Consider the following 25,508-nt stretch of genomic DNA (forward strand, 5'->3'; position numbering starts at 1 on the left):
AAATAGGTCTCAATTTTTTGGGAGCTCTGTTGGGCACAGAGCAGGAGGTAAAATTACAGAGAGGTGGAGTATTGGCTCTCTTGTGCAGGAGCCAAAGTTGCACGCTTGCGCGGAGGGAAAGTGAAAGTAAGCGCGGGGCCGTAGTGGCTATCAAGTCGCTTCGGGTAGTCCTCTCACGACATTCCATGGATGTGCTATCCATTTTTCATGGAAAAACTCGATGAACACTCGGATGCGAGGACTCAGATGCTTTCTGTCTGAATAGAGCAGGTAAATAGGCTCCCGGATCTCCGCTTTGTACTCATCAAGCAGGAGCACCAGTGAGCCTTCCTGAATGTCTTTTCCAATGTGAAAATCTGCAAGGCGAACTATACCCGCGCCTGATTTGGCCATGTCTCTTAGCAGCTCGCCCTGCGTAAACGATCCCCGGGGCTTCACAGGGGTCGTTACACCAAGGCCATCTTGGATAAAGGCCCATTTGTTCCAAGGGCTGGCAAAACTGAAGTTAAAGCATCGATGATTCATCAGGTCTTGTGGCTGCTGCGGTGCTCCATACTTTTCCAGGTAGTCAGGTGAAGCACACAGCAACCATTCACATTCGCCTATCTTCTTTGCGATTCTGGAAGAGCTCGGAAGAATCCCGCTATGGATGGCTATGTCCAATCCCTGCTCGAACTGGTCAACGAACTGAGCGCCTAACTGAATCTCGACATCAAGACCGGGATAAGTGTCGAGGAATTCCGGCAACCAAGGCACGATCTGCTGCTTCGCAAAAGAGGTCATCGTGTGGATGCGAAGCGTGCCACTGACCCTTGAAGGAAGCCCTTCTGCCAGAGAGTCAGCTTCACTCATCGCCTCAACCACAGCTTTCGCACTGCGCAGATAAGCAGCCCCCTCCTCCGTCAGAGTGAGGACTCGGGAACCCCTCTGGAAAAGTCGAACCCGAAGCCGATCCTCTAGCCGCGCTATCAATTTACTGATGGCCGACGGAGTCATCTCATGCGCCCTGGCGGCAGCAGAAAAACTTCCGCACTCTGTTGACCAGATGAAGGCTAGCATTTGGGAGTATTGATCCATTTCGGTACGCTCCTTACGCGACTGAATCCACCTGTTTATCTACACAAAAAAACGCGCCGTAGCGCGTTTTTTTTGACCCAAAATCAGCGAATGAACTGCTCGATATAATCGTCCGGCAAGCCCAAGTTTTTGTAATGGCTGCGGGCAGCTTCCAGCTTGGTGAAAACGTCTTCATAGCCAACCGCAACACCCTGTGGGTCGACGTAAGTGTAGCCACCCTGAACGTGGAACCAGGTAATCATTTCTTCGACATCTTCAGGGACGAACAGAGTGTGAGTCTCCCCTGGCGGCTCGAATGCAAAGGAGCCTTCATCAGCAACCCAATCGTGCTCGAGGTAGTACCAACGCCCCTTCAACACGATCGCATGCACTGCACCTGAGTGGCGGTGACGTGACAAAACCCCGCTCTGCCGCACTCGGAGCAAGTTGATGTAGTACCCGCCGCTAACGCTCAGCAGCAGTGGTTTGAAAGATACTGACTTGGTGACAGGCACCCAGAGATTATCGTCTTCGAGCCAAGTGGTCATAACGCCTGGATGCACCATGTCTGGAGACATGAAAGGCACCTGCGGCAAAGCATAAGGAATGGCAAGTTCATCAGGTTTAACGGGCGTATTCATTATAATTTCTCTCAACGTGTGACTGGCGAGCGAGCCAGGATTTCAATCGCTGAGTGAGAGTAGGTGATGCTCTCGCACAGGAGAATACTCAGAAATTCACACCATCTGTGACCACTCGTCACAGCGCGTAAGACTCATCCCGTTGAAGGCCGCGACTCATCTAAGACGCCTACTGCGGACGAGTTCAAGCGATTGACCCAGCAGATTTTTCATTGAGTGGATAGCGGCCAACAGTGGATCGCGCCCCATCAGAGGGGACACATTTTCCCCAATACCTTCACTACCATGCAGACCTGTTCATCTGAAAGCCGCTTACACAGTAATAATCGGCTTGAAATAATGAGGTTTAGCAATGACTTCTATCAGCCCTTCCCTTGAGCTCAGTCCCGAACTTGCAGCTCACCCGGCCTATTCGCGAGTGTTCCAGCCCGAAGGCCTCACCTTCGGATACATCATGCCCTTGGAGGGCTATCCGAATTCACCGTTTCCCACGCTGCAGGATCATCAACGCCTTGCTCGCATCGCGGACGAGGCTGGATTCGCAAGTCTGTGGATGAGAGATGTGCCCTTCTATGACCCGAGCTTTGGTGATACTGGTCAAATGATCGACCCGTTTGTATATCTGGGATATCTGGCTGCTGTTACCAAAAACATTGCCTTGGGCACAACGGGCATCGTTCTTCCGTTACGTGAACCACTGATCGTCGCTAAGCAGTCCGTTTCGGTCGACCAGCTAACCGGCGGTCGTTTCTTGCTAGGACTATCCAGCGGAGATCGCCCGATTGAATATCCCGCATTCGGGATTGATTTCGAAGCGAGAGAAGAACGATACCGGGAAGGCTTCGAGCTGATTAAGACAGTCACTGAAAACAGCTTCCCAAGCGTCTCAACCAAACTTTTCGGCCAGCTGGAAGGCGTGCTAGACATGGTACCCAAGCCAGTTGGCCCTCGACTCCCCATGATTGTCGTGGGCCGGGCCCGTCAGACGCTTGAGTGGATAGCCAATAATGCCGATGCATGGATTTGGCATCTGAGCGACTTCAATCGTTTGCCCGGCCTCATCCGCGAGTTCCGTTCTGCCAGCCAGACCGGCAATGCAAAACCATACGGCTACGCGACATTTTTCGATCTGGCGAAGGATCCGAACACACCGCTGGAACGCGGCTACAACGGAATAAGGATCGGGCGTAATGCTCTCGTGGAGCTCTGGAAACGGCAACAGGATGAAGGTGTTTCACACGTCGCACTGAATATCAAACCTCTGCAGCGACCAGCCGCTGATGTCCTGGAGGAGATGGCTGAGTATGTCCTGCCACACTTTCCCATAGGCCAACCTGCCTCGCAGGTGACCCAGTGACCGGCTCAAGTGATCGCACCGACATTAAGGGCGTTATAGTCACGTTTCTGGAAGCCTGGGAGAGCGGTAATTGGGAATCTGCTGGGGATATATTCACTGACAATTGCCAGTTGGTGACAAGCCACATGTCCGCTCATGAGGGTGGACGCAAGATTGTCAGAGCTTTCCAGCAAGACCGTGTCAAGGCTGATGGCTTTTCAGTGAAGGCAACCAATCACTATGTGGGTAGTGGAGAAACCGACGCCAATTTCAGTTTCTACGCCTATGGCCATATCAGCAAAGCCACAAAGTCGGCCACGCTCGGATTTGGTATGACTGTCACAGGCTCTCTGAAAAAGACAGCAGGCACCTGGCGCCTCGACAGAGTGCTGATTGCCTTGAATTGGGTAACCGGGGACTACTCGCTTGCAATTCACTGGCAGCTTCCACCAGGTGACGACGGATGGAGGATTGGCGACCCAGCCCCCACCATCGTTAGCGAGCTGAATTCGCCATGGCTTGCTTTCCCTAACTCAACGGCTTCGGTAACCAGTGCGGAGTGTATTGCCGAAACCTACGCTCGTTACTCATGGGCGCTGGATCAGGCTGACATGCATCAGCTTGCTCATTGCTTTACCAACGACGCCACTGGTGATTTCCAACCGATGGGCCTTATTGAAGGGCGCCACGCGATCATCGGCTCCTTCAAAGAGTTTCGCAGGCCCTGGCCGTGGATGCAGCATTTCGCGGACGTGCTGGAGATCAAGTCTGACGAAGAAAAGGGTGTAGCGGAAATGATTGTCGGCAGAGTCATTCCTGGAAACTCACACACGCAAGATGGCACGCCTCTCTATGGCGCGCATTACCGGATGCGGCTTCGTCGCAAACATGAGGGCTTCTGGCAGCTGACCTGGAGCGAGTACCGCCCAGGCTGGTTCAATGCCAATGCAGCACCAAGAGTTTAGTCCCTTCTTGGAAACGCTCTAGGGCCGTGGCGCCGTACTATCTCGGACGACGAGTTCGATTTGTATGCGCTCGCGGCGTGCAAGTGGGCGCCCCTCGATCAGCGCAACGATGTTGTTGGCGCTGCTGATACCAATTTTCGAAGTCGGCACCCTGACGGTCGTCAGGGCTGGCACGTAGGCAGCCGCGAACTCGATATCATCGAACCCGCTGACTGATAGTTCTTTGGGGACGTCGATCCCATTGGAGCGCGCTTCCGCCAACGCTCCGATACAGGTGAGGTCAGTGCTGCAGACAATGGCTGTAGGCTTGGGGTTAAGCTCCATAGCAATCCGCAGCCCGGCGCGCCCTCCCTCAATCGTGAATGGCTGCTCAATTATCCGTTCACTTGAAAGCTCTATCCCTGACTCGAGTAGCTGAGCGGTGATTCCTTTCAGACGGTATTTTGCCCGTTCGTTGTTAGAAACAACTCCACTGATCATGGCGATACTTTGATGACCAAGGCTAAGCAAGTGCTTGGCTATCAATCGACCACCCTCCTCATTGCTGAACCCCACGCAGTGATGGTCGTGAGCACCATCTAGCGACCACATGAGAATGAATGGGCATTGGGCGGCAGTTAGTGCTTCATAAATTTCAGGACTATGTTCAGTACCCACTAACAGTAGGCCTTCGACGCCCCGCTCAATCATGTTCCTTACGTTTACCAGTTCTTGCGCCTGGTCGTATTCATGGGAAGAAATGATTAGGTGATACCCAAGCTCCGTTAGCCTTAACTGGAGGGCCTGGACAGCTTCAGCGAACGCAGGGTTGTTAAAAGTAGGAAAAACGGCTCCGATGCTGTGCGTGCGCCTGGATGCCAAAGCACGCGCGGCCCCGTCTCGCACGTACCCGAGCTCTTGAACAGCTGCTTGTACTTTGGCCAGCGTTGCAGGTTTCACTAAGTGCGGGACAGCCAATGCTCTTGAAGCACTCCCCATCGAGACGCCCGCTAATTCAGCCACATCCTTGAGCTTCGGTTTCTCGATTTTTTTCATTGGAGATTCAGCATCCTCGATCGTAGCGCGGAGACAGGACGATCAGAAGAACGCCCTCGATTTGCGCAGAGGATGATAAGCCAACAGCCCGCCGTTCGGGAGCCGTTAATTGGAGGGAAAAACCTGAGAGCGGCGTTTCTGCTGCCCCCAGGCAAAAACACTTATTTAATGACGATCGGATTCACAGGAGCTCCGGTTCCGCCAACGACCTTTAGAGGGGCTGCGGTATAGAGAAACGTCCACTGACCGTCCTCAGCGCAGTCCTCAGCGAGAGGATCAAGCTGAGCGATCTCAGTGAGAGTGATGCCCAAGTTCCTCATGAGTGCATTGTGCAACGGCAACGCAACCCCTGACACGGGATCGACGGTGACTTCGTTAGCAATGGTGTCGGTAACGATGTTCGGAATTTCCATCTCCTGAAACCACTTCACCAGCTCAGGGCTGTAGGTCAGGCCTGGCTCGATAAAGTCTTTGTAGAACTCTTCCGGGTCGCGTTTATAAAACGAGCCGATCCATCCAGTGCGGATGATGAGAATGTCGCGCTTGTTGATAGAGACGCCTTGAGCCCGGGCCGCAGCCATTAAATCCTCATGGTTGAACGTTTCACCTGCATCCAGCACGTCTTTACCACGGTGGCGCGCTATGTCGATCAGAATGCCTCGGCCAACGATGCCTTTTTCACCCAATGGAGCAACGCTCGCCTTGGCCAGGGAACCGATAGTGGTATCGGCGCTGTAGCCATTCCAAATCTGATCGTCGTACCAGACATGCCCAAGGGCGTCGTACTGAGTTGACCCTTGAAGATGAAAAAACATCACGTCGTCGGCGAACTCGTAAGAGCCCGGAAAATGTGGGCCTTTGCCACAGTTGTAGTGACCACGATCCATGATATTCATGCGTTTTGACTGGGAGCGACCAGGCCAGACCGGGTCACCAGCAGGATCTGCCATGCGTACCTGCAAAGTAAATGTCTTGCCTTGCTTGACCTCTTTGACCCCTTGGAGAACTTCGATACCTGTAAGGTAGTTGAGTGAGCCTACCTCATCATCCGGGCCCCACTTACCCCAGTTCTTAGGGGAGTCTTTGAGCAAGTCATGAATATGCGGAACGGTCTTGTCTGTCATTTTCTGAGCCTCTTTTATTCTTGGATTAGCTGTGCTGCATTTAGCGGTTAGTTGAAACGTTCAAATCGTTGTCCCAGCTCGTCGGCACGAGCGAGTCCGCGGATGAGTCGTTCAGCCGTAAGGGCTGGCGCCATATTTTTCGCGTACACCGCACCCAGGGTTGCCTGGACGACAATGTCCAATTCCTCAGAGGTAAACGCAGAGGTCTGGCCAAGGCCGTCAAGGGTGACGGGAAGATTCACATCATTCAGAAGCTGAGCGACCTCTAGGATCTCTGAGTCTGGGCGCTCTTCGACGGACATCTGCACCAGCGTCCCGAATGCGACAAGCTCACCATGCAGCATGGAAGTAATCGCAGGAATTGACGTAAGACCTCGCACAAGCGCATGGGCTAACGACAAGCCGCCACTCTCGAACCCAACGCCACTGATAAGGACGGTTCCTTCAACAACCCGCTCGACATCATCATTAACCTCGTGCCGGCCTACTGCTTGGTAAGCGCTGTACCCGTAGGTCATAAGCGTCTTAAACACTGCCTCTGTTAGCAGCAATGCAGTGTTCAACGCTGGAGTACCAAATGAGTTATTGCCTCCGGCAGACTGACATTGTTGCGCCTCAAACTTTTTACTGATGGCGTCGCCGATGCCTGCGGCGAAAAACCTTGCAGGCGCACGGACAATCACTTCGGTGTCCACGACTACTGCAGAGGGGTTCATGTTCAGGTACTCGACACCAACGACCTTGTGCGCTTCGTCGTAAAGCACAATCAAACGGCTGGTTGGGGCGTCGCTGGAAGCAATGGTCGGGCATACGACAATGGGGACGTTAAGCTGAGCTGCCATCCCTTTAGCCGTGTCAATTGTCTTACCCCCGCCCAAAGCGATGATGGTGTCTGGCCTGTAATCTGCTGATCGCTCACAGAGAGACGCAATTGCAGCTTTAGTGCATTCACCAGGAAAAACGATACTGTTCGCCTCGAAGCCATGCTCTGACAATGCGTTCCCTACCTCAGGCCACAGATGCTTCGAGACGAACTCGTCGCACAAGACCAAAGGGCGCGATTGCCCCATATCGGAAAGGATTCTGCCAAGCTGTTTTAGCGCGCCAGGCCCTTGCTCGTATCGGCCAGGAAAACCCATTGTTCGAACCATGCCACCACCCGCTGCTTAAAAAAAAACCGTGAGATAAATCGTTACGTTGAATACGAGCCCGGATGGATCAGCGCATCAACCAGCCACCCGCCACATCCAAAACTTGGCCCGTGATGAAGTCGCTGTCGTTTGAAGTCAAAAAGCATGCTGCTTTAGCTACCTCAAGTGGCGTTCCAAGACGGCCCAACGGAGTCTCATCAACGACTGCCTGGTTCGCCTGCGCAGAAACGGTTTTAAGAAGCGGCGTTTCGATTCGTCCCGGAGCCAGTGCGTTTGCAGTAATGCCATAGGGCCCGAGCTCGCCTGCCAGGTGACGGGTAAAACCGATAATCGCGGCTTTAGTAGCGCTGTAATGCGCCGCGACAATAGGCAAATAGGCGCTGCCGGCGACGGAAGACATGTTCACGATTCTTCCAAAGCCGCGCTCAACCATTCCCGGCGCGATTGCCCTAACCAGGTTGAACGAGCCAGTGAGGTTGATGCCGACGACCCTTTCCCATTCCAGAGGATCCATTTCCCAAATCGGTGCGGGTGCGCCCTGATGTTTGGGTGACACGCCTGCATTGTTGATCAAGGTGTCGATCGGGCCGAGCTGCTCACTAAGCTCAAGACAGGCTCGACTGCATTGAGCGAAATCTGATACGTCAGCTTTAGCCCAAGCCACCAAATGTCCGGCAGCACTGAGTTGCCGGGAAAGCTCGGAAACTGACTGTTCGTCGAAATCTACCAAGGCAACCCGCGCGCCCTCCTCGCAGTACAGCCGGGCAATTGAGGCACCGATGCCCCCTCCTGCCCCGGTAATGAGAACTGTGCGTCCTGAATGTCGAAGATTCGTCATGCCAAATTCCCCGCGCTGAAAAAACAGAAACAAGAGGCGGTGATGCTCAAACGCGTCCGATGCCGCACTGGCTGACCGAAAATTTCGGACTCATTTAGGCGGGTGGTTTTAGGAGATTTGCGTGGCGAAGCCAGTGCCGCCGTGCCGGAGCGGTCTGTGACTTTAGGTAAGAGAGTGGCGAGGGCAACCTGCGTCGTTGACCGAGCGAAGGCTAATGATGCAGTGATCATTATGATCTCCAGACTTGCCTAGGAAAAGGGCAAATATGAATCGTTTCATTCGCACATCCTGCGGGCCTTAGCCAACAAAATATGTGTTCTTTTCACGACTCTATTCTTTTATTTATTCTCGAAAGAGATATTTATGAAGCGCTTCATTTTTATTCGGATATTTCACCGCTGTCAAGCGGTCTGCATGGTCACTTCCCCAGCAAGGAGCGCCAGTAGTTCCTACGAAACGCAGTCATGAGGATCTGCGCCAATCATATTGAGGATGTGGAAAACACCGGCGCACTAAGCCTCTGAGGCACTGGCTCCTTTGGCAAATGCATGGAATACGGGCGCAGTGCCCACGCCTGGAAGTCGATGCTCAAGTGAAATGAATACGCGATGCATATGTTAGGTATCGACTAGCCGCGCGGACTTCGCTCACGGGTCAGGCAGAGTGAATGCGTTCCGCAGAATGCTGCTCCCATGGTGGGCATGGTGACCAAGCCTCCACGAGCTTATCGATGAAGAGTCGAATTTTTGGAGAGAGGTGCCGCTTGCTAGGGTAGATCACCCGAATAGGCTCTGCGGCCTCTGCATAGCCAGCGAGCAATTGAACAAGTTTGCCGCTCCTCAAATCGTCGTTCACCACGTAGGAAGGAAGAGTCGCGATACCCAGGCCAGCTACAGCTGACTGGTGTAATGACTCAGCACTGTCCATCTGTAGCCTTCCACCATGAGTAACGGATACAGAGCTACCATTCACGCGAAAATTCCAAGGAAGCAATCTCCCACCGCTCACGAAATGCAGGCACTGGTGCTCGGATAAATCCTCCGGCGTTTTAGGCTCGGCATGCTCAGCCAAATATTTGGGGGAAGCGCAGGTAATCATTTGTTGGTAGGCCACAGTGCGCGTTAACAACCGAGAATCTTCCTTCGGTGGCCCGATGCGCATGGCCAAATCAAATCCCTCATCGATCAGATCGACCAGCCTGTCAGAAAAGGTTATATCCACGCTCAGGGAGGGCCAATCCTTAAGGCAGCACTCAATGTGCTGAAGGACATGAAGTCTGCCCAGCGCAACCGGCAGACTCATCCGCAGTCGCCCACTGGGTGTCGAACGACGAAACGCAAGGGCATCCTCCACGTCGTCCAGATCCTGAAGAACGCCCACGCAGCGCTCATACAGAACCTGGCCGTCATCCGTCATGCTTAAACTGCGCGTAGTTCGATTCAGTAAACGTACCTGTAAACGCGCCTCAAGCCTGACTATCGACTTCCCCACTGCAGAGCGCGTAAGGCCAAGCTGTTTTGCCGCCGCAGTGAAGCTTCCGGCGTTTACCGAGCTCACAAACGCGGCAATATCATTCAGGTTATGGAGTTCCATACGGCCTCGGTGGTCTCAACGTTCGGGCGGCTTAGCACCTGTTATGGGGAACCCTATTCCCCAATACTAAGCATAGTATCTAAATTAGCTAATCCACTCCCAACGATCAATTGAGGTCATTATGAACACTAAAGTCCAAGCAGCCGTCCAAACCTGGGCCAATAGCCTTAGCGATCTGGTACCCGTTCTTAAGGGAATCGATACCACCACAAAAATGAGCGACATCCGCGACTCTTACGCAAAAATGCTCGCGCAAAATCCAGCGCCAGCTGGCGTTAAATTCGAAGCAGTCGACATGGGTGGCGTACCCGGCACACTGGTTACTCCGGACGAGATCAAAACCGACGCGGTCGTGATGTACATCCACGGCGGCGCCTACATCGTAGGACGTCCAGACGGCTACCACGGTATCGGCGGCAACTACGCGAAAATGCTCGGTGCTCGTGTATACATGCCGGACTACCGCCTTGCCCCTGAGCACAAGTTCCCAGCCTCTATTGACGACACACTGCGCGCCTACGAGTGGCTGCTTGAGCAGAAGATCCCAGCTAACAAGATCGCATTCTCTGGCGAGTCAGCCGGCGGCGCGATGGTTGTCAGCGTGATGGTGGCTGCGAAATCCAAAGGGCTTCCACTGCCTGCAGTTGGTTCGTCCATCTCGCCATGGGCAAACCTTGAACACACCGGTGCCTCCATGAGCAATCGTGAAGGTCTGGATCCTCTGAACTCCAAGCCTGTCTTGGACATCCTCGCCAGAGCATTCCTGGGCGACACATTGGCCAATCATCCTCTGGCCTCACCTGTGTTCGCGGACGTCACCGGTCTTCCACCAATCTTGGTGCAGATCGGCGAGAACGAGCTGATGTTGAGTGATGCAATGCGCCTTGCAGCTCACTTGGCTGATAACCGAGTTCGCGTGAACCTGGAAGTTTGGCCAGCAATGTTCCACGCCTGGCACTTCTACGCCACCATGCTGCCAGAAGGTCAGCAGGCGATGGAGAGCTCCGTGCGCTTCATTGAGGCTGGCTTGGCCGACGCTAACCGCTAAAACGCAGAACAACCGCGATGGCTTTTCCTGCTGTCGCGGTTTTCGTCTCGGGCGAAATCAACGCCATCTACGATAAATGGTTTACTCAGCCCATCCCTCCCAAAGGCTTGAATCTCAAATTCCCCATGAGCGCAGAGCTCAAAACAATCATCGCCCAACCCAACGACCAACCGGCGCCGGAAAAGGCTCTTTAACGGTCGTCCCCTTCTGCTCGAGCGACCAGGACACAGCGAGGCACTCTTCTCGCGCCATGACCTTTGTATCAGCTGAAGATTCCACCAAGAGCCAGAGTTTTTGTAGGGGTAAAAACGCCCAAAAATAAAAAGGGGTCGCGAGATAAAATCTCGCAACCCCTTGAATTATATGGTCGGGACGGAGTGATTCGAACACTCGACCCCTAGCACCCCATCTTCTTTTTTATACTTCTTGAAAGCTTCCAAAATTTTACTCTGGATTTTTCCAAGCTAGTATTTACTTGAGCTCCAGCGGTGTTCTGCTCTACGAGAGTCCAGTAACGTCCATCAAGAGCCGACGTTTTTGTGGGGGTAAAAGTAGGGGGAACCCATTTTATGGCCAAAATCACCATCAAAGAACTCGAGTCGTTGACCGCCAATGATGCCGGCCGGATCCTCAGGGAGGATGGCAATCTCGCCGGGCGAATCTCAGTCCGCAAGGACGGTGTGTCGGTCAGCTTTTTCTATCGCTATCGGTGGGGCGAGCAGAACAAAGAGTACTCCTGCGGAACCTGGCCGCGCAAATCCCTGACGGACATCCGTAAAGCACGCAACCAGGCCAGGGCGCTCATTGATGAGCAAATCAATCCCAACGAGCAAAAGAAAACCGCCAAGGCAGAGGCATACGCCGCGGCTAACGTAGAGGCCGAACAAGTAAAAACGACGAAGGTGCAAACGCTGACCGTCCAGGATCTGGCCAGCGCCTGGCTGTTGGATGGCGTCGCGCGCAAAGACGGCAATGCCGAGTTGCAGCGCCGTTTTAACAAGGACCTATTCCCGGCACTTGGCAGGACCGCGGTGAACAATGTTTCCGAACACGATGTTCGGGCGCTGATCCGCACCGTGGTCAACCGCGGCGCTCACCGTCAAGCCATCAGCTTCTTCGCCGACCTCACCCAGATGTTTGGCTGGGCCAGAAAGCGCCAGCCCTGGCAGGCCTTATTGGTCGAGGGCGACCCGACGGAACTGGTCGACATCTCCCCCCTGATCCCGGCCGACTACGAGGCCGAAAGAAGCCGGATCCTTTCGCCGGCGGAGCTATTGGAATTGCATAACCGCTTCCAGCAAATGACCGCCGATTACAACGCCCTCCCCGCCGGCCAAAAATACGACGGCATTCGGCCGTTGAAAAAAGAAACTCAACTCGCGCTTTGGATCAGCCTGGGCACCTTGTGCCGGATTGGCGAGTTGCTGCAGGCCGAATGGAAAAATGTCGATCTGGACCGACAAACGTGGTTCCTCCCCAGTGAAAACGTCAAAGGCTCCCGGGGCAAGAAACAGGACCACCATGTCTTCCTCTCCCCCTTCGCCCTGCATTTCTTTCAGGAGCTCAAGACCCTCACGGGAGACTCCCAGTGGTGCTTCCCCAACAAGCAGGATGATCAGCATGTGGATGTGAAAGTGGTGAGCAAGCAAGTAGGCGATCGTCAGGCCCGGTTCAAAAACCGTAGGGCTCTCTCCAGACGGCGTCACGACGATACGCTGGTCCTGGCCGACGGCCAGAACGGTGACTGGACACCGCATGACTTACGCCGCACGGGCGCGACCATGATGCAGGCTTTGGGTGTCAGCCTGGACGTCATCGATCGTTGCCAAAATCATGTGCTGGCAGGCTCCCGGGTAAGACGCCATTACCTGCATCACGATTATGCCGAAGAGAAAAAGCGTGCTTGGAATCTGTTGGGCGATCGACTCAGTACCGTGTTGTCCTCAACCTACGAGCACCCACCGACCGAGTCGATGCTGTCTTTTCCAGCGTTCGCGACTACAGAGACGCGGCCACTTTCATAGGGTTGTTGCACCCAGAGCACTCTGGAATTTACACCCGCGACAACCCGTGTTGTGACCTAAAACTCATTGAAACCGAACTATTTGGAGTGGAAAAAGGCGCCTACACCGGAGCTCAACAATCTCGCATGGGCCGCTTCGAGCGGGCACATGGCGGCACGCTGTTACTCTATGAAATCGTCGAGCTGACGCGTTTTGCAGGAGGGGGAACTTGAACGGGTGGGCGATAGCCAGACCCGCGGTGTCGATGTGCGCGTCATCGGTGCTGCAAGGTGCTATGGAGCGCACTGGGCAAAATGTCTCAGAAGCTGCGCGTCTGCTGGGTATGACCCGGCCTGCACTAGCCTACAGGCTGAAGAAGTTGCCTGATGACCCGGATCTCCGAGGCCCGCATCAGGTAAGTCACTACCGGCTCCTTGATCGGAGGCAACTGCGTGAGACGCTTGCCAAACATGGCGCTACAAACTGGCGCCCAGACACAATGCCCGATGGAGTGCATCAGGCATTGTGGTGGAACAGGTGCATACCTGTTTCAGGACTAGACAAATGTCTTTATTGAGGACCGTCCAGTAGAACCCATTGCTGGTTTTGCACGCTGACAAGCGCACGGGCGCGTTCATCGTGCCCGAAGTGGTCAGTTGGGCTTAAGTTGTAAACTCCATGGGTGCCGGCAACGTTGTCGGTTTTTTCAAGCTGATCACGCAAGCTTTGACGGAACTCGGGGCTTCCGGGCTGGGCGGCTTGCAGTGCACCCGGAACTGCGGCTTCCACCAGGCGCATGGCGTCATACAAATAGGCGCCAAAAGGAGAAAGGCTATTGGGACCAAACTGTGCTTCATAGCTTTGGGCGTATTGGCTCGCGATAGCCTTGGAGGGATGATTGGCCGGTAGCTTGTCCCACACCACTACCGGACCGACGGGCAGGATGGCCCCATCGAGGGCTTTGCCCCCGATCCGCAGGAAGGCGCTATTGGCAGCGCCATGAGTGTGGTAAATCGCGCCCTTGTAGCCGAGCCTGCGCAGTTCGGTATGGGGCAGCGCAGCAGGAGCGCCGGCAGCACCGATCAGCACTGCGTCAGGTCGTGTGCCGATCACTTTCAACGCCTGGCCACTGACAGAGGAGTCAGTACGGTTGAAACGCTCATCGCGCACCAGTGTGATACCGGCTGCGGGAGCCAGTTCGCCGAGGGCCTTGAACCAGTCCTCACCCCAGACGTCGTTGAAGCCGATGTAGCCCAGTGTTTTTACGCCGTTGTGCTGCATGTGCTCGATGAGCGCCTTGGCCATGAGGGTATTGGTTTGAGCGATCGTGAAGATCCAGCGATTTTCGTTGTTTGGCGGGACGTAAGGAGCAAGGGCGATCTGCGCTGTGCTGCTTTCCTTGGCGACTTGGGCGACCGCCGAGGAGGTTGGCACCGTGGTGGAACCGATCAGCAGGTCAACCGCATTTTCGCTCACCAGTTTGCGAGCGTTTTTGGTGGCCGCGGTACTGTCGCTACCGTCGTCAAGGACGATGTAATTAACGGTTTGACCGGCGATCTGTTTGGGCAGTAGTTGCACGGTATTACGTTCTGGAATGCCCAGAGAGGCACCGGGTCCGGTTGTCGAAAGGATGATGCCGATCGAGAGGTCGGCATGAGCGGCTGTTGTCATCGATGCAGCTAAAAACAAGGCGATGTGGCGTTTCATGGAAGCTCCAGGTGGTTTTGTTGTTGTTCTATGTGCGGGGGACTTTGATCAGCAGGTTTTTGCTTTTATCAAGCATCGACCGCCTCGGTTTTTGGGGGGCCGAATGTAGTGGGTTTACGGCCGAGGTAGGTCTCAACGACTTTTGGATTCTGCGCCAGGTCTTCAGCTCGACCCTCCAGAACCAATTCGCCTAGTTCCATGACATACCCGTAGTCCGAAATCTTGAGCGCAGCTCTTGCGTTTTGCTCCACCAAGAGAATCGAAACGCCGCTGCGCCGCAGGTTCTCGATAATCGAGAACGTCTCGTTGATCACCCTCGGAGCAAGACCCAGGCTGGGTTCGTCGAGCATCAGCAATCGGGGTTTGCCCATCAATGCGCGCCCAATGGTAAGCATCTGCCGCTCGCCGCCGGAGAGGGTGCAGGCTGCCTGCTGGCGACGTTCATGCAGTCGCGGAAATAACCCGAACACCTCATCGAGGCCTTGGGCGTGATCCCGCAGCCCGCGACGATGGCGGCTGAACGCGCCCAGTCGCAGGTTGTCTTCCACGCTCATCGGGCCGAACAGTTCGCGGCTTTCCGGCACCAGCGCCATGCCCATGCCAACACGTTGCGCAACGCCCTTGTGGGCCAACAGCGGTTGGCCCAAGTAGCGCACTTCGCCGGTAGCGGGCAGCAAACCCATAAGGGCTGCCATCAAGGTGGTTTTACCCGCTCCATTCGGGCCGATCAGGCTGACGATCTGGCCTTCCTCGACATGCAGGTCGAGCTTGCGCACGGCTTCGACCTTGCCATGACTGACCGATAGATTACGTACTTGCAGTAGATGGCTCATTCCACCCCTCCGAGATAAGCGGCCAGCACCGCCGGGTTGTCCTGTATTTCATCGGGGGTCCCGGCAGCAAGACGCTGGCCGAACTCCATCACTACGACGTGGTCAGCCAGACGCATGACGAAGTCCATGTCGTGCTCCACCAACAGCACGCCCAGGCCTTCGCGGCGCAGTTGTTCGAGCAGACCGGCCAACGCTTGTTTTTCGCCATATCGCAGACCCGCCGCGGGTTCGTCGAGGAGCAACAGCAAGGGATCGCTGCACAGGGCACGAGCGATCTCGACAATGCGCTGCTGTCCCAGAGCGAGGCTGCCAGCAGGGGCATGAATGAATTGACCCAATCCGACGCGTTCGATTTGGCGCGCAGCTTCGGTCAGGATCCGTTTTTCCTCCTCGCGCTCTGTGTGCAGCAGTGAACGCAGCAGCCCTGCGCTTGCCCGGCTATGGGCGCCCAGCGCGACATTTTCCAGAACACTCATTTCCGGTAGCAGGCGCACGTGTTGGAAGGTGCGGCTCACACCCAGCCTGGCGATTTTGCGTGGTGGGAGGCCGTCGATGCGTTGACCCAGAAACAGGATCTCTCCGGCAGTGGGAGGCAGTACCCCGGACAACAGATTGAACAATGTGGACTTGCCTGCGCCGTTCGGGCCGATCAGCGCTGTGATTTCGCCTGATTTGACCGATAGGCTCATATCATTATTTGCGACAAGCCCGCCGAAACGCTTTACCAGGCCTTCGGCTATCAGCAGCGGGGAGCCATTCGTGGGTGGCTGGCGCCGCGGCAATGCAGTTGCATCGGCGAGGGGCAGGATGGAAGCGCGAAGTGTCGGCAGGCGATTGCGCAAAAGTGGCATCAAACCTCCTCGGGCATACTGCAGTACAAGAATCACCAGCAGACCGAAGAAAATCATTTCGAAGTTGTCGGCATGCCCGAACAACATCGGCAACACGTCTTGCAGCACCTGCTTGATCAAAGTCACAAGCGCCGCGCCAACCAGCGCTCCCCATAGGCTCGCAGTGCCACCCAGGACGATCATGAACAGGTATTCGATACCCATGTTCACCGAAAAAGGTGTGGGATTGACCACTCGTTGCATGTGCGCATAGAGCCAGCCGGATAGCGAAGCAAGCAGCGCTGCCAGCACGAATGCGATCAATTTGCTGCGTGCCGTGTCCACCCCCATCGCCTCGGCCATGCCGCCAGCTTCCTTGAGACTGCGGATGGCGCGCCCCTGACGACTGTGCAGAAGATTGTCGAGCAGCCAGATGCAGGCGATCAGCAAGACTCCGATCAGAAGGCTGAAATCCGCTGCGCTGTCGATCCGCCAGCCAAACAAAGCGATGGTTGGCAGGTCTTGAATGCCGCCAAAACCTCCCAGCCCCGGCAGATTGCCAAACAGGTAATAGATCGCCAACCCCCAAGCCAGGGTGCCAATGGGCAAGTAGTGACCCGCCAGGCGCAAGGTCAGCAGGCCGAGTACCAAGGCAACAACAAGGGTCATACTCAAGCCGGCCAGAAGCCCTAGCCAGGGTGATAACCCCAGTGTGGTACTGAGTACTGCGGTGGCATAAGCCCCGATGCCGACGAATGCTGCCTGGCCGAACGACGTCAGGCCGCAGACCCCCGTCAATAACACCAGGCCCAACGCAACCAGGCTGTACAAGCCGATGTAGTTAAACAGGCTGACGTAAAAGGACGGCAATATCTGAGGGGCGATACCGGCCGCCAAGAGCAGAAGAAACAGCGGTATGAGACGACGGGCCATTAGTGTTGCTCCTCAATGTTGGGGTGTTTCAGCGAGAGCCAGAGCAACACGGGTATGACCAGTGTAAAAACGATGACCTCCTTGTAAGCCGATGCCCCGAAGGTCGCGAAACTTTCTAGCAGGCCTACCAGGAAGGCACCTGCGGCGGCCAATGGATAGCTGATCAGACCGCCAATGATTGCGGCAACGAAGCCCTTGAGGCTGATGAGGAAACCGGAGTCGTAATACAAGGTTGTCAGTGGGCCGATGAGGATTCCGGAAATTGCCCCAATGAAGGCTGCCAGCGCAAAAGCGCTTTTGCCGGCGAGTTGAGTGGGAATGCCCACCAGTTGCGCGCCAGTGCGATTGAATGCGGTGGCTCGCAGGGCTTTGCCATACAAACTGTGGCCAAAGAAAACGTAAAGCAGGCCGATCAACAGCAACGCACAACCAACCACCAGCAGACTTTGCAGGCTGATCGAGAGTTCACCGAGCATCAGACCGGCATCACTGTAGGCCTCAGTTCGTACCCCTTCAGCACCGAACATCCACAGGGCGGCCCCGATCAGCACGATGTGCACAGCGACCGAAATGATCAGCAGCACTAATACCGAACTTTGGGCAACGCGCTGATAGACCAGCCGGTATAGCAGTGGTCCCAACGGTGTAACGATCGCCAGTGCAACAATGATTTTTATCAGTCCTGGAAGGCTTTGCAGGTCAAAAGTGCTGAGTATTACAAGCAATGCAAGTGGCAGTGCCAGGTAGCTGAGCGCGATTCGTGGCAATTGCCATGGTTGCCGCTGTTTCAATGCGATTGCACTGTCGAGCAGGCATGCCGCGATTGAGCAACCGATCAACAACCACAACGTGCCGGGCAAAAGTCCGGACTGGAGCGTGGCTAGTGTCAGGGCGCTGAAGGTCACGAACTCGCCCTGGAAAACCAGGATCGTGCGAGTAACCGAAAACACCAGAACCAGTGCCAGAGCCACCAATGCATAAATAGCGCCTGTGGTCAGCCCGTCCTGGGTAAGAAATGCCAGAATTGAAAAGTCCATGAGTGACCCTCAGTGGAATGCGAGCAGGACGGATGTGGCTTCGGAGTGCGGAGCGCTGTAGGTGCAATAACCGGGAGGACTGTTAGGGAGAGGCGCCGCGGCCATTCGATTTCGATGTGTCGGAACGTCGTATCCACGCTGCTGCATGATCAGTAATCCAATGTTGTTGTTCTTGTTGGGGTGGGCGGGCGCGGCCAGGCGCCGTTCGGCCAGGCGCTGCCTGGACTACCAGAGCGCCAAGGTGTAATCGATGTTCACCCGTGTCTCGTTGTCATCGCGGAAGGAAGCCGCCGGGGCGAAATCGTTGCGATACCAGGCATGACGCAGACGTACGCTGACCCCTTTGAAAGTGCCCGACTGCACGACATAGGACAGTTCGACATCTTTTTCGCTTTCACTGAGGCCATCGCCACCCAAAACCGTCGGCAGTTGGATATTGCTGCCTTCCAGGTAGCGCACCATGCCTTTGAGGCCCGGCACTGCGACGCCCGCAAAATCGTAGTCGTAGCGCACTTGCCAACTGCGCTCCTTGGGGTTGAGGAACTCGGAACTGAGCGACCCTTCGGACACTACCAGGGGTTCGGTCCCGGTCAGATAAGGCATGGCGGTAGCGCCGTTGAGTTGCATATAACCGGCCCCCAGGCTGTGGGCGCCCACCGAATAAGTGAACATCATCCCCAGATTGCGGTTGTCGACATGCCCAGCCTTGGCCGCGCCGTCTTCCCCTGTGATGAAATAGCGCACATCCGTCTTCAGCTTCCCGGGACCGATAGGCTGTATCTGCTCAAAGCCGAAGTAGTCCTTGCGATACATTTCGTCCAGCACAGCGTGGTAGTACTTCAGGGTCAGGCTATCGGACCATTTGTAATCACCGCCCAGAAAGACGAACCGGTCCGATTCTGCGGTGGGGTTGAAACGACCGTTGGGCGATGCGACGGTCATTTTTTGGTAACTGGTGGAATCGCGCAGATTAATGCGGTCCAACCAGCCTGCATTCAACGTCAGGTTGTCCAGATCCTGCGAGCGCAAATAGGCACCACGAAAGGTCTGCGGCAACAAACGCGTGGGGCTTGCGAAGGCGATTGGCAGAAACGTACTGATGGTCCCGGCTTGCAGTTCCGTCTTCGAGATTTTCATTTTTCCAGTCAGGCCAAGCTCCGAGTAATCGTCGCGAGGTTCTCGGCTGGGCACGTCGTACGGCAGCAAACCTGTGCCAGTACGATCCGGCGATGAATCGAGCTTGACGCCCAATAGCCCCACGGCATCCATACCGAAACCCACATGTCCCTGGGTGAACCCTGAACTGTATTTTAGAATGAAGCCTTGGGCCCACTCGCGGGCTGCCGATTGCGCGGACGTGCCTTTGTAGTCGCGGTCGAAGTAGTAATTGCGCATCGTCAGACTGGCTTTACTGTCTTCGACGAAACCGGCTGCCCTTACTTGCCCAGCAAGAACGGAGAGAACAAAACAAACAGCGATACTCGAGGGAACGCGAACTTGAGCTTTCATGGTTTTCTCTATTTTTATTAGTATTGAACGGGTCCTTACTGCTGGCGTGTACCTGCCCCCGAACCTGTTGAGCGACCACGCAGGCGTGCCCAATAAAGTTCGGGTGTTGCTCGTTCTAATCCGTTAGTTAACGTTGTTGCGGTTATACGAATGCATCAGCGTAGAAATTGGTTTCCAGCAACTCTCGCTGCCCGATAAAGTCTCGACGGGCGGAATCCACGACGATCGGTGCTCCACAGGCATACACTTCAAAACGCTTCAACGAAGCAAAGTCGGACAGGACCTGCTGGTGTACAAATCCGCAAGCGCCTTGCCACTGACAGGCATCATTCGGTTCCGAGAGCACCGGGATGTAGTTCAACCAGGGTAATTCGGCCTGCCACTTGAGCAACTGCTCGTGATGGTAGAGATCCTTGCGCTGCCGGCCACCCCAATAGAGATAAACCGGACGAGTGTTATTACCCTGTTCACGCAGTTGCTCCAGCAACGCCTTGATCGGCGCAAAACCGGTACCACTGGCGAGAAAGATCATCGGTTGATCGTTCTCACGCAGATAGAAAGAACCATAAGGGCCTTCCAGACGAAGCAGTTCGCGCGGTTTCAATGCATTGAATACATGCCCGCTAAAACTGCCCCCTGGCATATGACGGATATGCCACTCAAGTTGATTGTCCACTGTCGAACGTGTCGCCATCGAATAACTACGACGGGTGCCGTCCTTGAGCAATACTTGCGCATATTGGCCGGGGTAATAATTGAACGTGACCGTCGGCGGCAACATTAGTCGCACGACGATGACATCGTCGGCGACCTTTTCGATGCTGGCCACGCGGGCGGCCGTCTGCTGAATCGAAATACCGCGCAGTTCGGTTACTTCCGGAGCATCGATGACCAGGTCCGAGGTCGCCTTGGCACAGCAGAACAAGGCGAGTCCGGCAGCACGTTCCTCTTCGCTCAGAACCTCCAGCGGACTATTGGCATGATCGACACTGCCGCTTACCACCCTGCCCTTGCAACTGCCACACGTCCCTTCACGGCAGCTGTGCTTTAGCATCAGCCCGTCCGCCAACGCACCATCCAGGATGGTCTTGCTCGCATCCAGATCGAATTGTTGCCCAGCTGGTTGAATATCTATGTGATAGGTCATGGCATTTGCTCATTCACTGTGTGATGAAAAATTAACGGCGCTGGGCCGTCAGCAGGTCGAGCGCGACGTCGACGATCATGTCTTCCTGGCCGCCGACCATCCGCCGCCTGCCCAACTCGACGAGGATGTCGAGGGTTTTGAGGCCGTACTTGGCCGCGGCGATTTCAGCGTGGCGCAGGAAGCTGGAATAGACGCCGGCATAACCCAGCGCGAGCGTCTCGCGATCAACGCGTACCGGACGATCCTGCAGCGGACGAACGATGTCATCGGCGGCATCCATCAGGGTGTACAGATCGGTGCCATGGTTCCAACCCAGGCGCTCGGCCGCGGCGATGAACACTTCCAGCGGCGCATTACCGGCACCGGCGCCCATGCCCGCAAGGCTGGCGTCGATACGATCGCAACCTTCCTCGACGGCAGTGATCGAGTTGGCCACACCGAGTGACAGGTTGTGATGGGCGTGCATGCCGGTTTCGGTTTCCGGCTTGAGCACCGCCTTGAACGCACGGAAGCGCTCGCGCACATCCTGCATGTTCATCGCCCCGCCGGAGTCAGCCATGTACACACAGGTGGCGCCGTAGCTCTCCATCAATTTGGCTTGGGCGGCCAACTGCTCGGCCGGGATCATATGGCTCATCATCAGGAAACCGACGGTGTCCATGCCCAGCTCGCGGGCATACTCGATGTGCTGTTTCGACACATCCGCCTCGGTGCAATGGGTGGCGATGCGCACCACCCGGGCACCGGCGTTGTAGGCGGCTTTCAAGTCATGCACCGTGCCGATGCCGGGCAACAGCAAGGTGGTGATTTTCGCGTGACTGATGACGTCGGCGGCCGCTTCGATCCACTCCAGGTCGGTGTGCGCGGCGAAGCCATAGTTGAAGCTCGAACCTTGCAGGCCGTCACCGTGGGCGACCTCGATCGAGTCGACCTTGGCCTTGTCCAGCGCGCGGGCAATGTCCTGCACGTTCTGCAGAGAATACTGATGGCGGACGGCATGGCTGCCGTCGCGTAGGGTCACGTCGGAGATGTAGAGTTTTTTGCCGGGATTAAAAGTCATGTCGGTCTCCTCAGGCGTTCAGCATCGACTGCGCCATGCGCTCGGCGGTGGCCAAGGCAGCGGAGGTCATGATGTCGAGATTACCGGCGTAGGCCGGCAGGTAATGGGCGGCACCTTCGACTTCGAGGAACACCGAAGTCTTCAGTCCGGAGAATATGCCGAGGCCCGGAATATTCAGCGGCGCATCTTCAGGAACCACGTCGAACTGGACTTTTTGCTTCAGGCGATAGCCCGGCACATAAGCCTGCACCGCGGCAGCCATCTCGACGATAGAGGCTTCGACCAGCGCTTGATCGGCGGCTTCGGACAGCACAAACACCGTGTCGCGCATCATCAGTGGTGGCTCGGCCGGGTTCATCACGATGATCGCCTTGCCCTTCGCGGCGCCGCCGATCACTTCGATGGCCTTGGAGGTGGTTTCGGTGAATTCGTCGATGTTGGCACGGGTGCCGGGACCGGCGGATTTACTGGCAATCGAAGCGACGATTTCGGCGTAATGCACCTTGGCCACGCGGGACACCGCCGCGACCATCGGAATGGTCGCCTGGCCGCCGCAGGTGACCATGTTGACGTTGAGCTGATTCAGGTTCTGTTCCAGATTCACCACCGGCACGCAATACGGGCCGATGGCAGCCGGCGTCAGGTCGATCAGGCGAATGTCGGGTTTGATCGAGCGCAGGAACGCATCGTTCTTGACGTGGGCACCGGCCGAGGTGGCATCGAAAACGAAGTCGATGTCCTTGAACACGTCCAGGCGGGTCAGGCCTTCGACGCCTTCGTGGGTGGTGGCCACGCCCATGCGCTGGGCGCGGGCCAGACCATCGGAGGCCGGGTCGATACCGACCATGACCGCCATTTCCAGGTGTTCGGCGTTACGCAGGATCTTGATCATCAGGTCGGTGCCGATGTTGCCGGAGCCGATGATGGCGACTTTCATTTTTCTGGAACTCATTTTCTTTCTCCATAAGCTTCGTCGAGAAGGATCACGGCCGGGTCCAACGTCTCGGCATACAGACGCTTGACCGCATCAGCACGCAGGCCCAGTGCAGCGCGTTGGTTGATGTAACCTTTGTCAGTAATCTCCCCATCATCGAGGCTCGGCGGTGAGTCGAGGATGACCATGCGCACGGCATGCTGCGAGGACGCAGGAAACTGCTGGGCCAGTGTTTGCAAGCCCGCACTCAGGGCCCTGCGAACGGCAGGTTCCAGAGCCAGTTGCTCAGCGGTCATGCGCTTGCCGGGGGCTCCGGCCAAGGCGCGCAACGCCGGCGTCGGATAGATCAATGCGCCGATCACGTCTCGATCGTGACCGCAAATGACAGAGTCAGAAGCGTAAGGCGCCAAGGCACTCACCAGCCGTGGGCGCAACGTGCCGACGGAAACCCACGTGCCAGTGGTCAACTTGAAGTCTTCAGTGACCCGACCATCAAACACGATGCCTTTCTCCGGGCGCTCGGGATCGAGCAGTCGACCGGCATCGCCAATCTGATAGAAGCCCTGTTCATCGAACGCTTCAAGGCTGCCTTTCGAGTCATTGAAATACTGCTGAAACACTGAGGGTCCGCGCACACGCATTTCCAGCTTGTCGCCGCTGGGCACGAACTTGATCTCTACGCCCGGTACTGGCAGGCCGATGTTGCCTGGCTTGTCCAAACGGTAATGAACATTGGTGAGCACTGGAGAAGTCTCGGTCGCACCCCATTCGCTGGTAAAGAACAGGGGCTTGTCACGCACCGTTCCCGCACAGGCCATCAACCGATCCCAGGTGTTCTGTGGCAAAGCCGCAGCGGCATAGAACAACATGTCAAGGCGGCCGAAAAGTGCTTGCGCCAACTCCTCGTCGCGTTCCAGATAAGGTAATAGCGCTTCATACCCACGAGGGACGTTGAAGAACACAGTCGGCTGAACGGATTTGATATTTTCCACCGTCCGCTCGATACGCCCGGGAACTGGCAAACCATCATCGATATAAAGCGTGCCGCCATTGCGCAGCACCATGTTGAAGTTATGGTTAGCGGCGAAGGTATGACTCCATGGCAGCCAATCCACCACGACCATTTCACTGCCTTCGAGGAATCGCCAGCATTGGGCGATTGCTTGCTGGTTGGCGCACAACATGCGATGGGTATTGATGACCACCTTGGGTGTGCCAGTGGAGCCGGAGGTCAGCATGTAACGGGCCGGGACATCGCCATCGAGGCGCAGAAAGGCCTCCATGACTTGCGCACTTTCGACCCGGTAAAGCAAGGGTAGCGGTAGCGCACCAGGAATGGCCTGGGCGTTGCGTGCAACCACCACGGGACAGTCCGGTTGAATCAGTTCGATTGTGCGGCGATAAGTGTCGCCATCATTGACAAAGATCAATGCGGGTTGCAGCTGCGCTACGATAGACTTCAGCTTGCTGCAGCCGCTCTGTGTATTGCGCGAATAAGCGACCGACACGGTGGCCACCGCAATCCCGACATGCATGGCCGCCAGCGTAATCAAGGCCTGGTCGATGTCATTTTCCGATAACACCAGTACCGGACGACCGGGCGTCGTATCGAGCTCTAGCAAACCCTGGGCCAGGGCGCCGACGCGTTGGCGAACCTCGCTGTAGTTGAGAGTGAACCAGACGCCGTTGCGGCGCTCGGCCAGATAAGGACGCTGCGGGGTTTCACTCGCCCAACGCTCCAACCACTGGCCGATGCAACGGGCATAGGGTTGCAGAGGTTCCGGGGATCGCAATATAAAACTGCCCGCCTCACCTGGCTCGACAGTCACTCGAGCAGGTGCCAGCTTGGCAGGATCGTCGAAAAAGTCGTACACGGCACGCCCTCACGAGATCAACAGACATGTCTGTTGTTCATCATTATTATTTTTGTTGTTACAGGTGCAGGTTCAAAAAACCGGCGCCCTTTCCAATGACACGGGTCATTGACCAGCACTCATACGAATCGGCAGTTCACTTCACCCAGACGGGTCAGTTTCAAGCGCAGGCTGTCACCGGGTGTCACCGGCACCATGGGGCCCAGAGCACCGGACAAGAGCACGTCGCCGGCCCTCAATGGACGACCAAATTCGGCCATGGTCCGCGCCAGCCACAGGCAGGCGTCCAGCGGGTTGCCGAGGCAGGCAGCGCCCACACCGATCGAGGCCTGAGCACCATTTTTCTCCAACAGCATGCCTTCCAGCGCGAGGTCCAGATTGGCCAGGCGCACGGGAGTCTTGCCAAGCACGTAGAGCCCCGATGAAGCATTGTCAGCGACCGTATCGACCAGCGTGATTTTCCAGTTCTCGATCGCCGAATCGACAATTTCCAGCGCCGGAACCAGGTACTCCACCGCGCTCATCAGCTCGCCCAGCGTGGTGTCAGGGTTGGGCAAGTCACGCCCCAACACGAAAGCGATCTCCCCCTCGGCCTTGGGCTGGATCAGGCGGGAGCTGTCAATGGCATCGCCATCGCCGTACTCCATGTCGGCAAACAACATGCCGAAGTCTGGCTGATCGACGCCCAGCTGCGCTTGCACCGCCAGAGAGGTCAAGCCGATTTTACGCCCGCTGAGACGGCGCCCCGCGGCTAGCGCAGCCTGGGTATTGAGCTCCTGTACGGCATAAGCATCAGCCAGGGTGGAAATTTCAAAGCGTTCGGAAATGCGGCCGCATGGGGTTCGCATCATGCG

At 56.1% G+C, this 25,508-nt stretch carries 21 protein-coding genes and 3 pseudogenes; 6 read left to right on the top strand and 18 right to left on the bottom strand.

Annotated features, from left to right (window positions below):
* Positions 1–150: 150 nt before the first annotated feature.
* Both KGB21_RS00260 and KGB21_RS00265 read right to left on the bottom strand, forming a co-directional pair.
* Positions 151–1,077: a LysR family transcriptional regulator gene (locus KGB21_RS00260; protein ID WP_223502990.1), complete on the bottom strand. Its 927-nt coding sequence runs from the start codon at positions 1,075–1,077 to the stop codon at positions 151–153.
* 83 nt (positions 1,078–1,160) lie between these two features.
* The gene (locus tag KGB21_RS00265; RefSeq protein WP_007913179.1) at positions 1,161–1,697 is read right to left on the bottom strand and encodes a 2,4'-dihydroxyacetophenone dioxygenase family protein; all 537 of its coding nucleotides are present in this window, start codon (positions 1,695–1,697) and stop codon (positions 1,161–1,163) included.
* Positions 1,698–2,049: 352 nt separating this feature from the next.
* Between KGB21_RS00265 and KGB21_RS00270 the strand changes: the two genes are divergently transcribed.
* The gene (locus KGB21_RS00270; protein WP_223502992.1) at positions 2,050–3,054 is read left to right on the top strand and encodes an LLM class oxidoreductase; all 1,005 of its coding nucleotides are present in this window, start codon (positions 2,050–2,052) and stop codon (positions 3,052–3,054) included.
* Positions 3,051–3,998, top strand: coding sequence for a nuclear transport factor 2 family protein (locus tag KGB21_RS29430; protein ID WP_223502994.1), 948 nt, complete (start codon positions 3,051–3,053; stop codon positions 3,996–3,998). The genes KGB21_RS00270 and KGB21_RS29430 overlap by 4 nt, the downstream gene beginning before the upstream one ends.
* A gap of 18 nt (positions 3,999–4,016) precedes the next feature.
* Here KGB21_RS29430 and KGB21_RS00280 read toward each other — a convergent pair whose 3' ends face one another.
* The 5 genes from KGB21_RS00280 to KGB21_RS00300 form a co-directional block, all read right to left on the bottom strand.
* On the bottom strand, positions 4,017–5,033 hold the full coding sequence (locus KGB21_RS00280) for a substrate-binding domain-containing protein (RefSeq protein WP_007913182.1): 1,017 nt from the start codon (positions 5,031–5,033) through the stop codon (positions 4,017–4,019).
* 161 nt (positions 5,034–5,194) lie between these two features.
* The gene (locus tag KGB21_RS00285; protein ID WP_027620510.1) at positions 5,195–6,157 is read right to left on the bottom strand and encodes a cyclase family protein; all 963 of its coding nucleotides are present in this window, start codon (positions 6,155–6,157) and stop codon (positions 5,195–5,197) included.
* A gap of 47 nt (positions 6,158–6,204) precedes the next feature.
* Positions 6,205–7,296 (bottom strand): glycerol dehydrogenase, encoded by a 1,092-nt coding sequence (locus KGB21_RS00290; protein ID WP_238786348.1) that lies wholly within the window; start codon positions 7,294–7,296, stop codon positions 6,205–6,207.
* Positions 7,297–7,375: 79 nt separating this feature from the next.
* Complete coding sequence (locus tag KGB21_RS00295; RefSeq protein ID WP_212625036.1) at positions 7,376–8,146, bottom strand: SDR family oxidoreductase; 771 nt, start codon at positions 8,144–8,146, stop codon at positions 7,376–7,378.
* Positions 8,147–8,800: 654 nt separating this feature from the next.
* Positions 8,801–9,739, bottom strand: a complete 939-nt coding sequence (locus KGB21_RS00300) for a LysR family transcriptional regulator (RefSeq protein ID WP_223502996.1) — start codon at positions 9,737–9,739, stop codon at positions 8,801–8,803.
* Between the two features lie 121 nt (positions 9,740–9,860).
* Between KGB21_RS00300 and KGB21_RS00305 the strand changes: the two genes are divergently transcribed.
* The 4 genes and pseudogenes from KGB21_RS00305 to KGB21_RS00320 all read left to right on the top strand — a co-directional run.
* Positions 9,861–10,787 (top strand): alpha/beta hydrolase, encoded by a 927-nt coding sequence (locus KGB21_RS00305; RefSeq protein ID WP_223502998.1) that lies wholly within the window; start codon positions 9,861–9,863, stop codon positions 10,785–10,787.
* Between the two features lie 35 nt (positions 10,788–10,822).
* Positions 10,823–10,981, top strand: a pseudogene (locus tag KGB21_RS00310) (amino acid ABC transporter substrate-binding protein); the annotation flags it as partial.
* A gap of 375 nt (positions 10,982–11,356) precedes the next feature.
* Positions 11,357–12,811: a tyrosine-type recombinase/integrase gene (locus tag KGB21_RS00315; protein WP_223503000.1), complete on the top strand. Its 1,455-nt coding sequence runs from the start codon at positions 11,357–11,359 to the stop codon at positions 12,809–12,811.
* 62 nt (positions 12,812–12,873) lie between these two features.
* A pseudogene (locus KGB21_RS00320) lies at positions 12,874–13,075 on the top strand (sigma 54-interacting transcriptional regulator); the annotation flags it as partial.
* A 112-nt stretch (positions 13,076–13,187) separates the two neighbouring features.
* On the opposite strand, the pseudogene KGB21_RS00325 reads toward KGB21_RS00320, so the two are convergent.
* The 11 genes and pseudogenes from KGB21_RS00325 to KGB21_RS00375 all read right to left on the bottom strand — a co-directional run.
* Positions 13,188–13,271: pseudogene (locus KGB21_RS00325) on the bottom strand (DNA-directed DNA polymerase); the annotation flags it as partial.
* An 89-nt stretch (positions 13,272–13,360) separates the two neighbouring features.
* On the bottom strand, positions 13,361–14,497 hold the full coding sequence (locus tag KGB21_RS00330; protein WP_223503002.1) for an ABC transporter substrate-binding protein: 1,137 nt from the start codon (positions 14,495–14,497) through the stop codon (positions 13,361–13,363).
* 68 nt (positions 14,498–14,565) lie between these two features.
* A complete protein-coding gene (locus KGB21_RS00335; protein WP_223503004.1) occupies positions 14,566–15,330 on the bottom strand; it encodes an ABC transporter ATP-binding protein in 765 nt (254 codons plus the stop codon).
* Positions 15,327–17,093, bottom strand: coding sequence for an ABC transporter permease subunit (locus KGB21_RS00340; protein ID WP_223503006.1), 1,767 nt, complete (start codon positions 17,091–17,093; stop codon positions 15,327–15,329). The genes KGB21_RS00335 and KGB21_RS00340 overlap by 4 nt, the downstream gene beginning before the upstream one ends.
* A complete protein-coding gene (locus KGB21_RS00345; protein ID WP_223503008.1) occupies positions 17,093–18,130 on the bottom strand; it encodes a branched-chain amino acid ABC transporter permease in 1,038 nt (345 codons plus the stop codon). Before KGB21_RS00345 ends, KGB21_RS00340 begins: the two co-directional genes overlap by 1 nt.
* A gap of 225 nt (positions 18,131–18,355) precedes the next feature.
* Entirely contained in the window at positions 18,356–19,639 is a 1,284-nt protein-coding gene (locus tag KGB21_RS00350; protein WP_223503010.1) for an OprD family porin, read from the bottom strand.
* Positions 19,640–19,781: 142 nt separating this feature from the next.
* Positions 19,782–20,786 (bottom strand): CDP-6-deoxy-delta-3,4-glucoseen reductase, encoded by a 1,005-nt coding sequence (locus tag KGB21_RS00355; RefSeq protein WP_223503012.1) that lies wholly within the window; start codon positions 20,784–20,786, stop codon positions 19,782–19,784.
* Positions 20,787–20,817: 31 nt separating this feature from the next.
* The gene (gene dmpG, locus KGB21_RS00360; protein WP_223503013.1) at positions 20,818–21,846 is read right to left on the bottom strand and encodes a 4-hydroxy-2-oxovalerate aldolase; all 1,029 of its coding nucleotides are present in this window, start codon (positions 21,844–21,846) and stop codon (positions 20,818–20,820) included.
* A gap of 10 nt (positions 21,847–21,856) precedes the next feature.
* A complete protein-coding gene (locus KGB21_RS00365) occupies positions 21,857–22,798 on the bottom strand; it encodes an acetaldehyde dehydrogenase (acetylating) (RefSeq protein ID WP_223503015.1) in 942 nt (313 codons plus the stop codon).
* A complete protein-coding gene (locus KGB21_RS00370) occupies positions 22,795–24,654 on the bottom strand; it encodes a feruloyl-CoA synthase (protein WP_223503017.1) in 1,860 nt (619 codons plus the stop codon). Before KGB21_RS00370 ends, KGB21_RS00365 begins: the two co-directional genes overlap by 4 nt.
* Positions 24,655–24,773: 119 nt before the next feature.
* Entirely contained in the window at positions 24,774–25,505 is a 732-nt protein-coding gene (locus KGB21_RS00375; RefSeq protein ID WP_223503283.1) for a 2-keto-4-pentenoate hydratase, read from the bottom strand.
* Between the last annotated feature and the right edge of the window lie 3 nt (positions 25,506–25,508).

Origin of the sequence: Pseudomonas sp. GL-RE-29, assembly GCF_019947275.1 — a bacterium.
In the GTDB taxonomy this organism is placed as follows: domain Bacteria; phylum Pseudomonadota; class Gammaproteobacteria; order Pseudomonadales; family Pseudomonadaceae; genus Aquipseudomonas; species Aquipseudomonas fluorescens_A.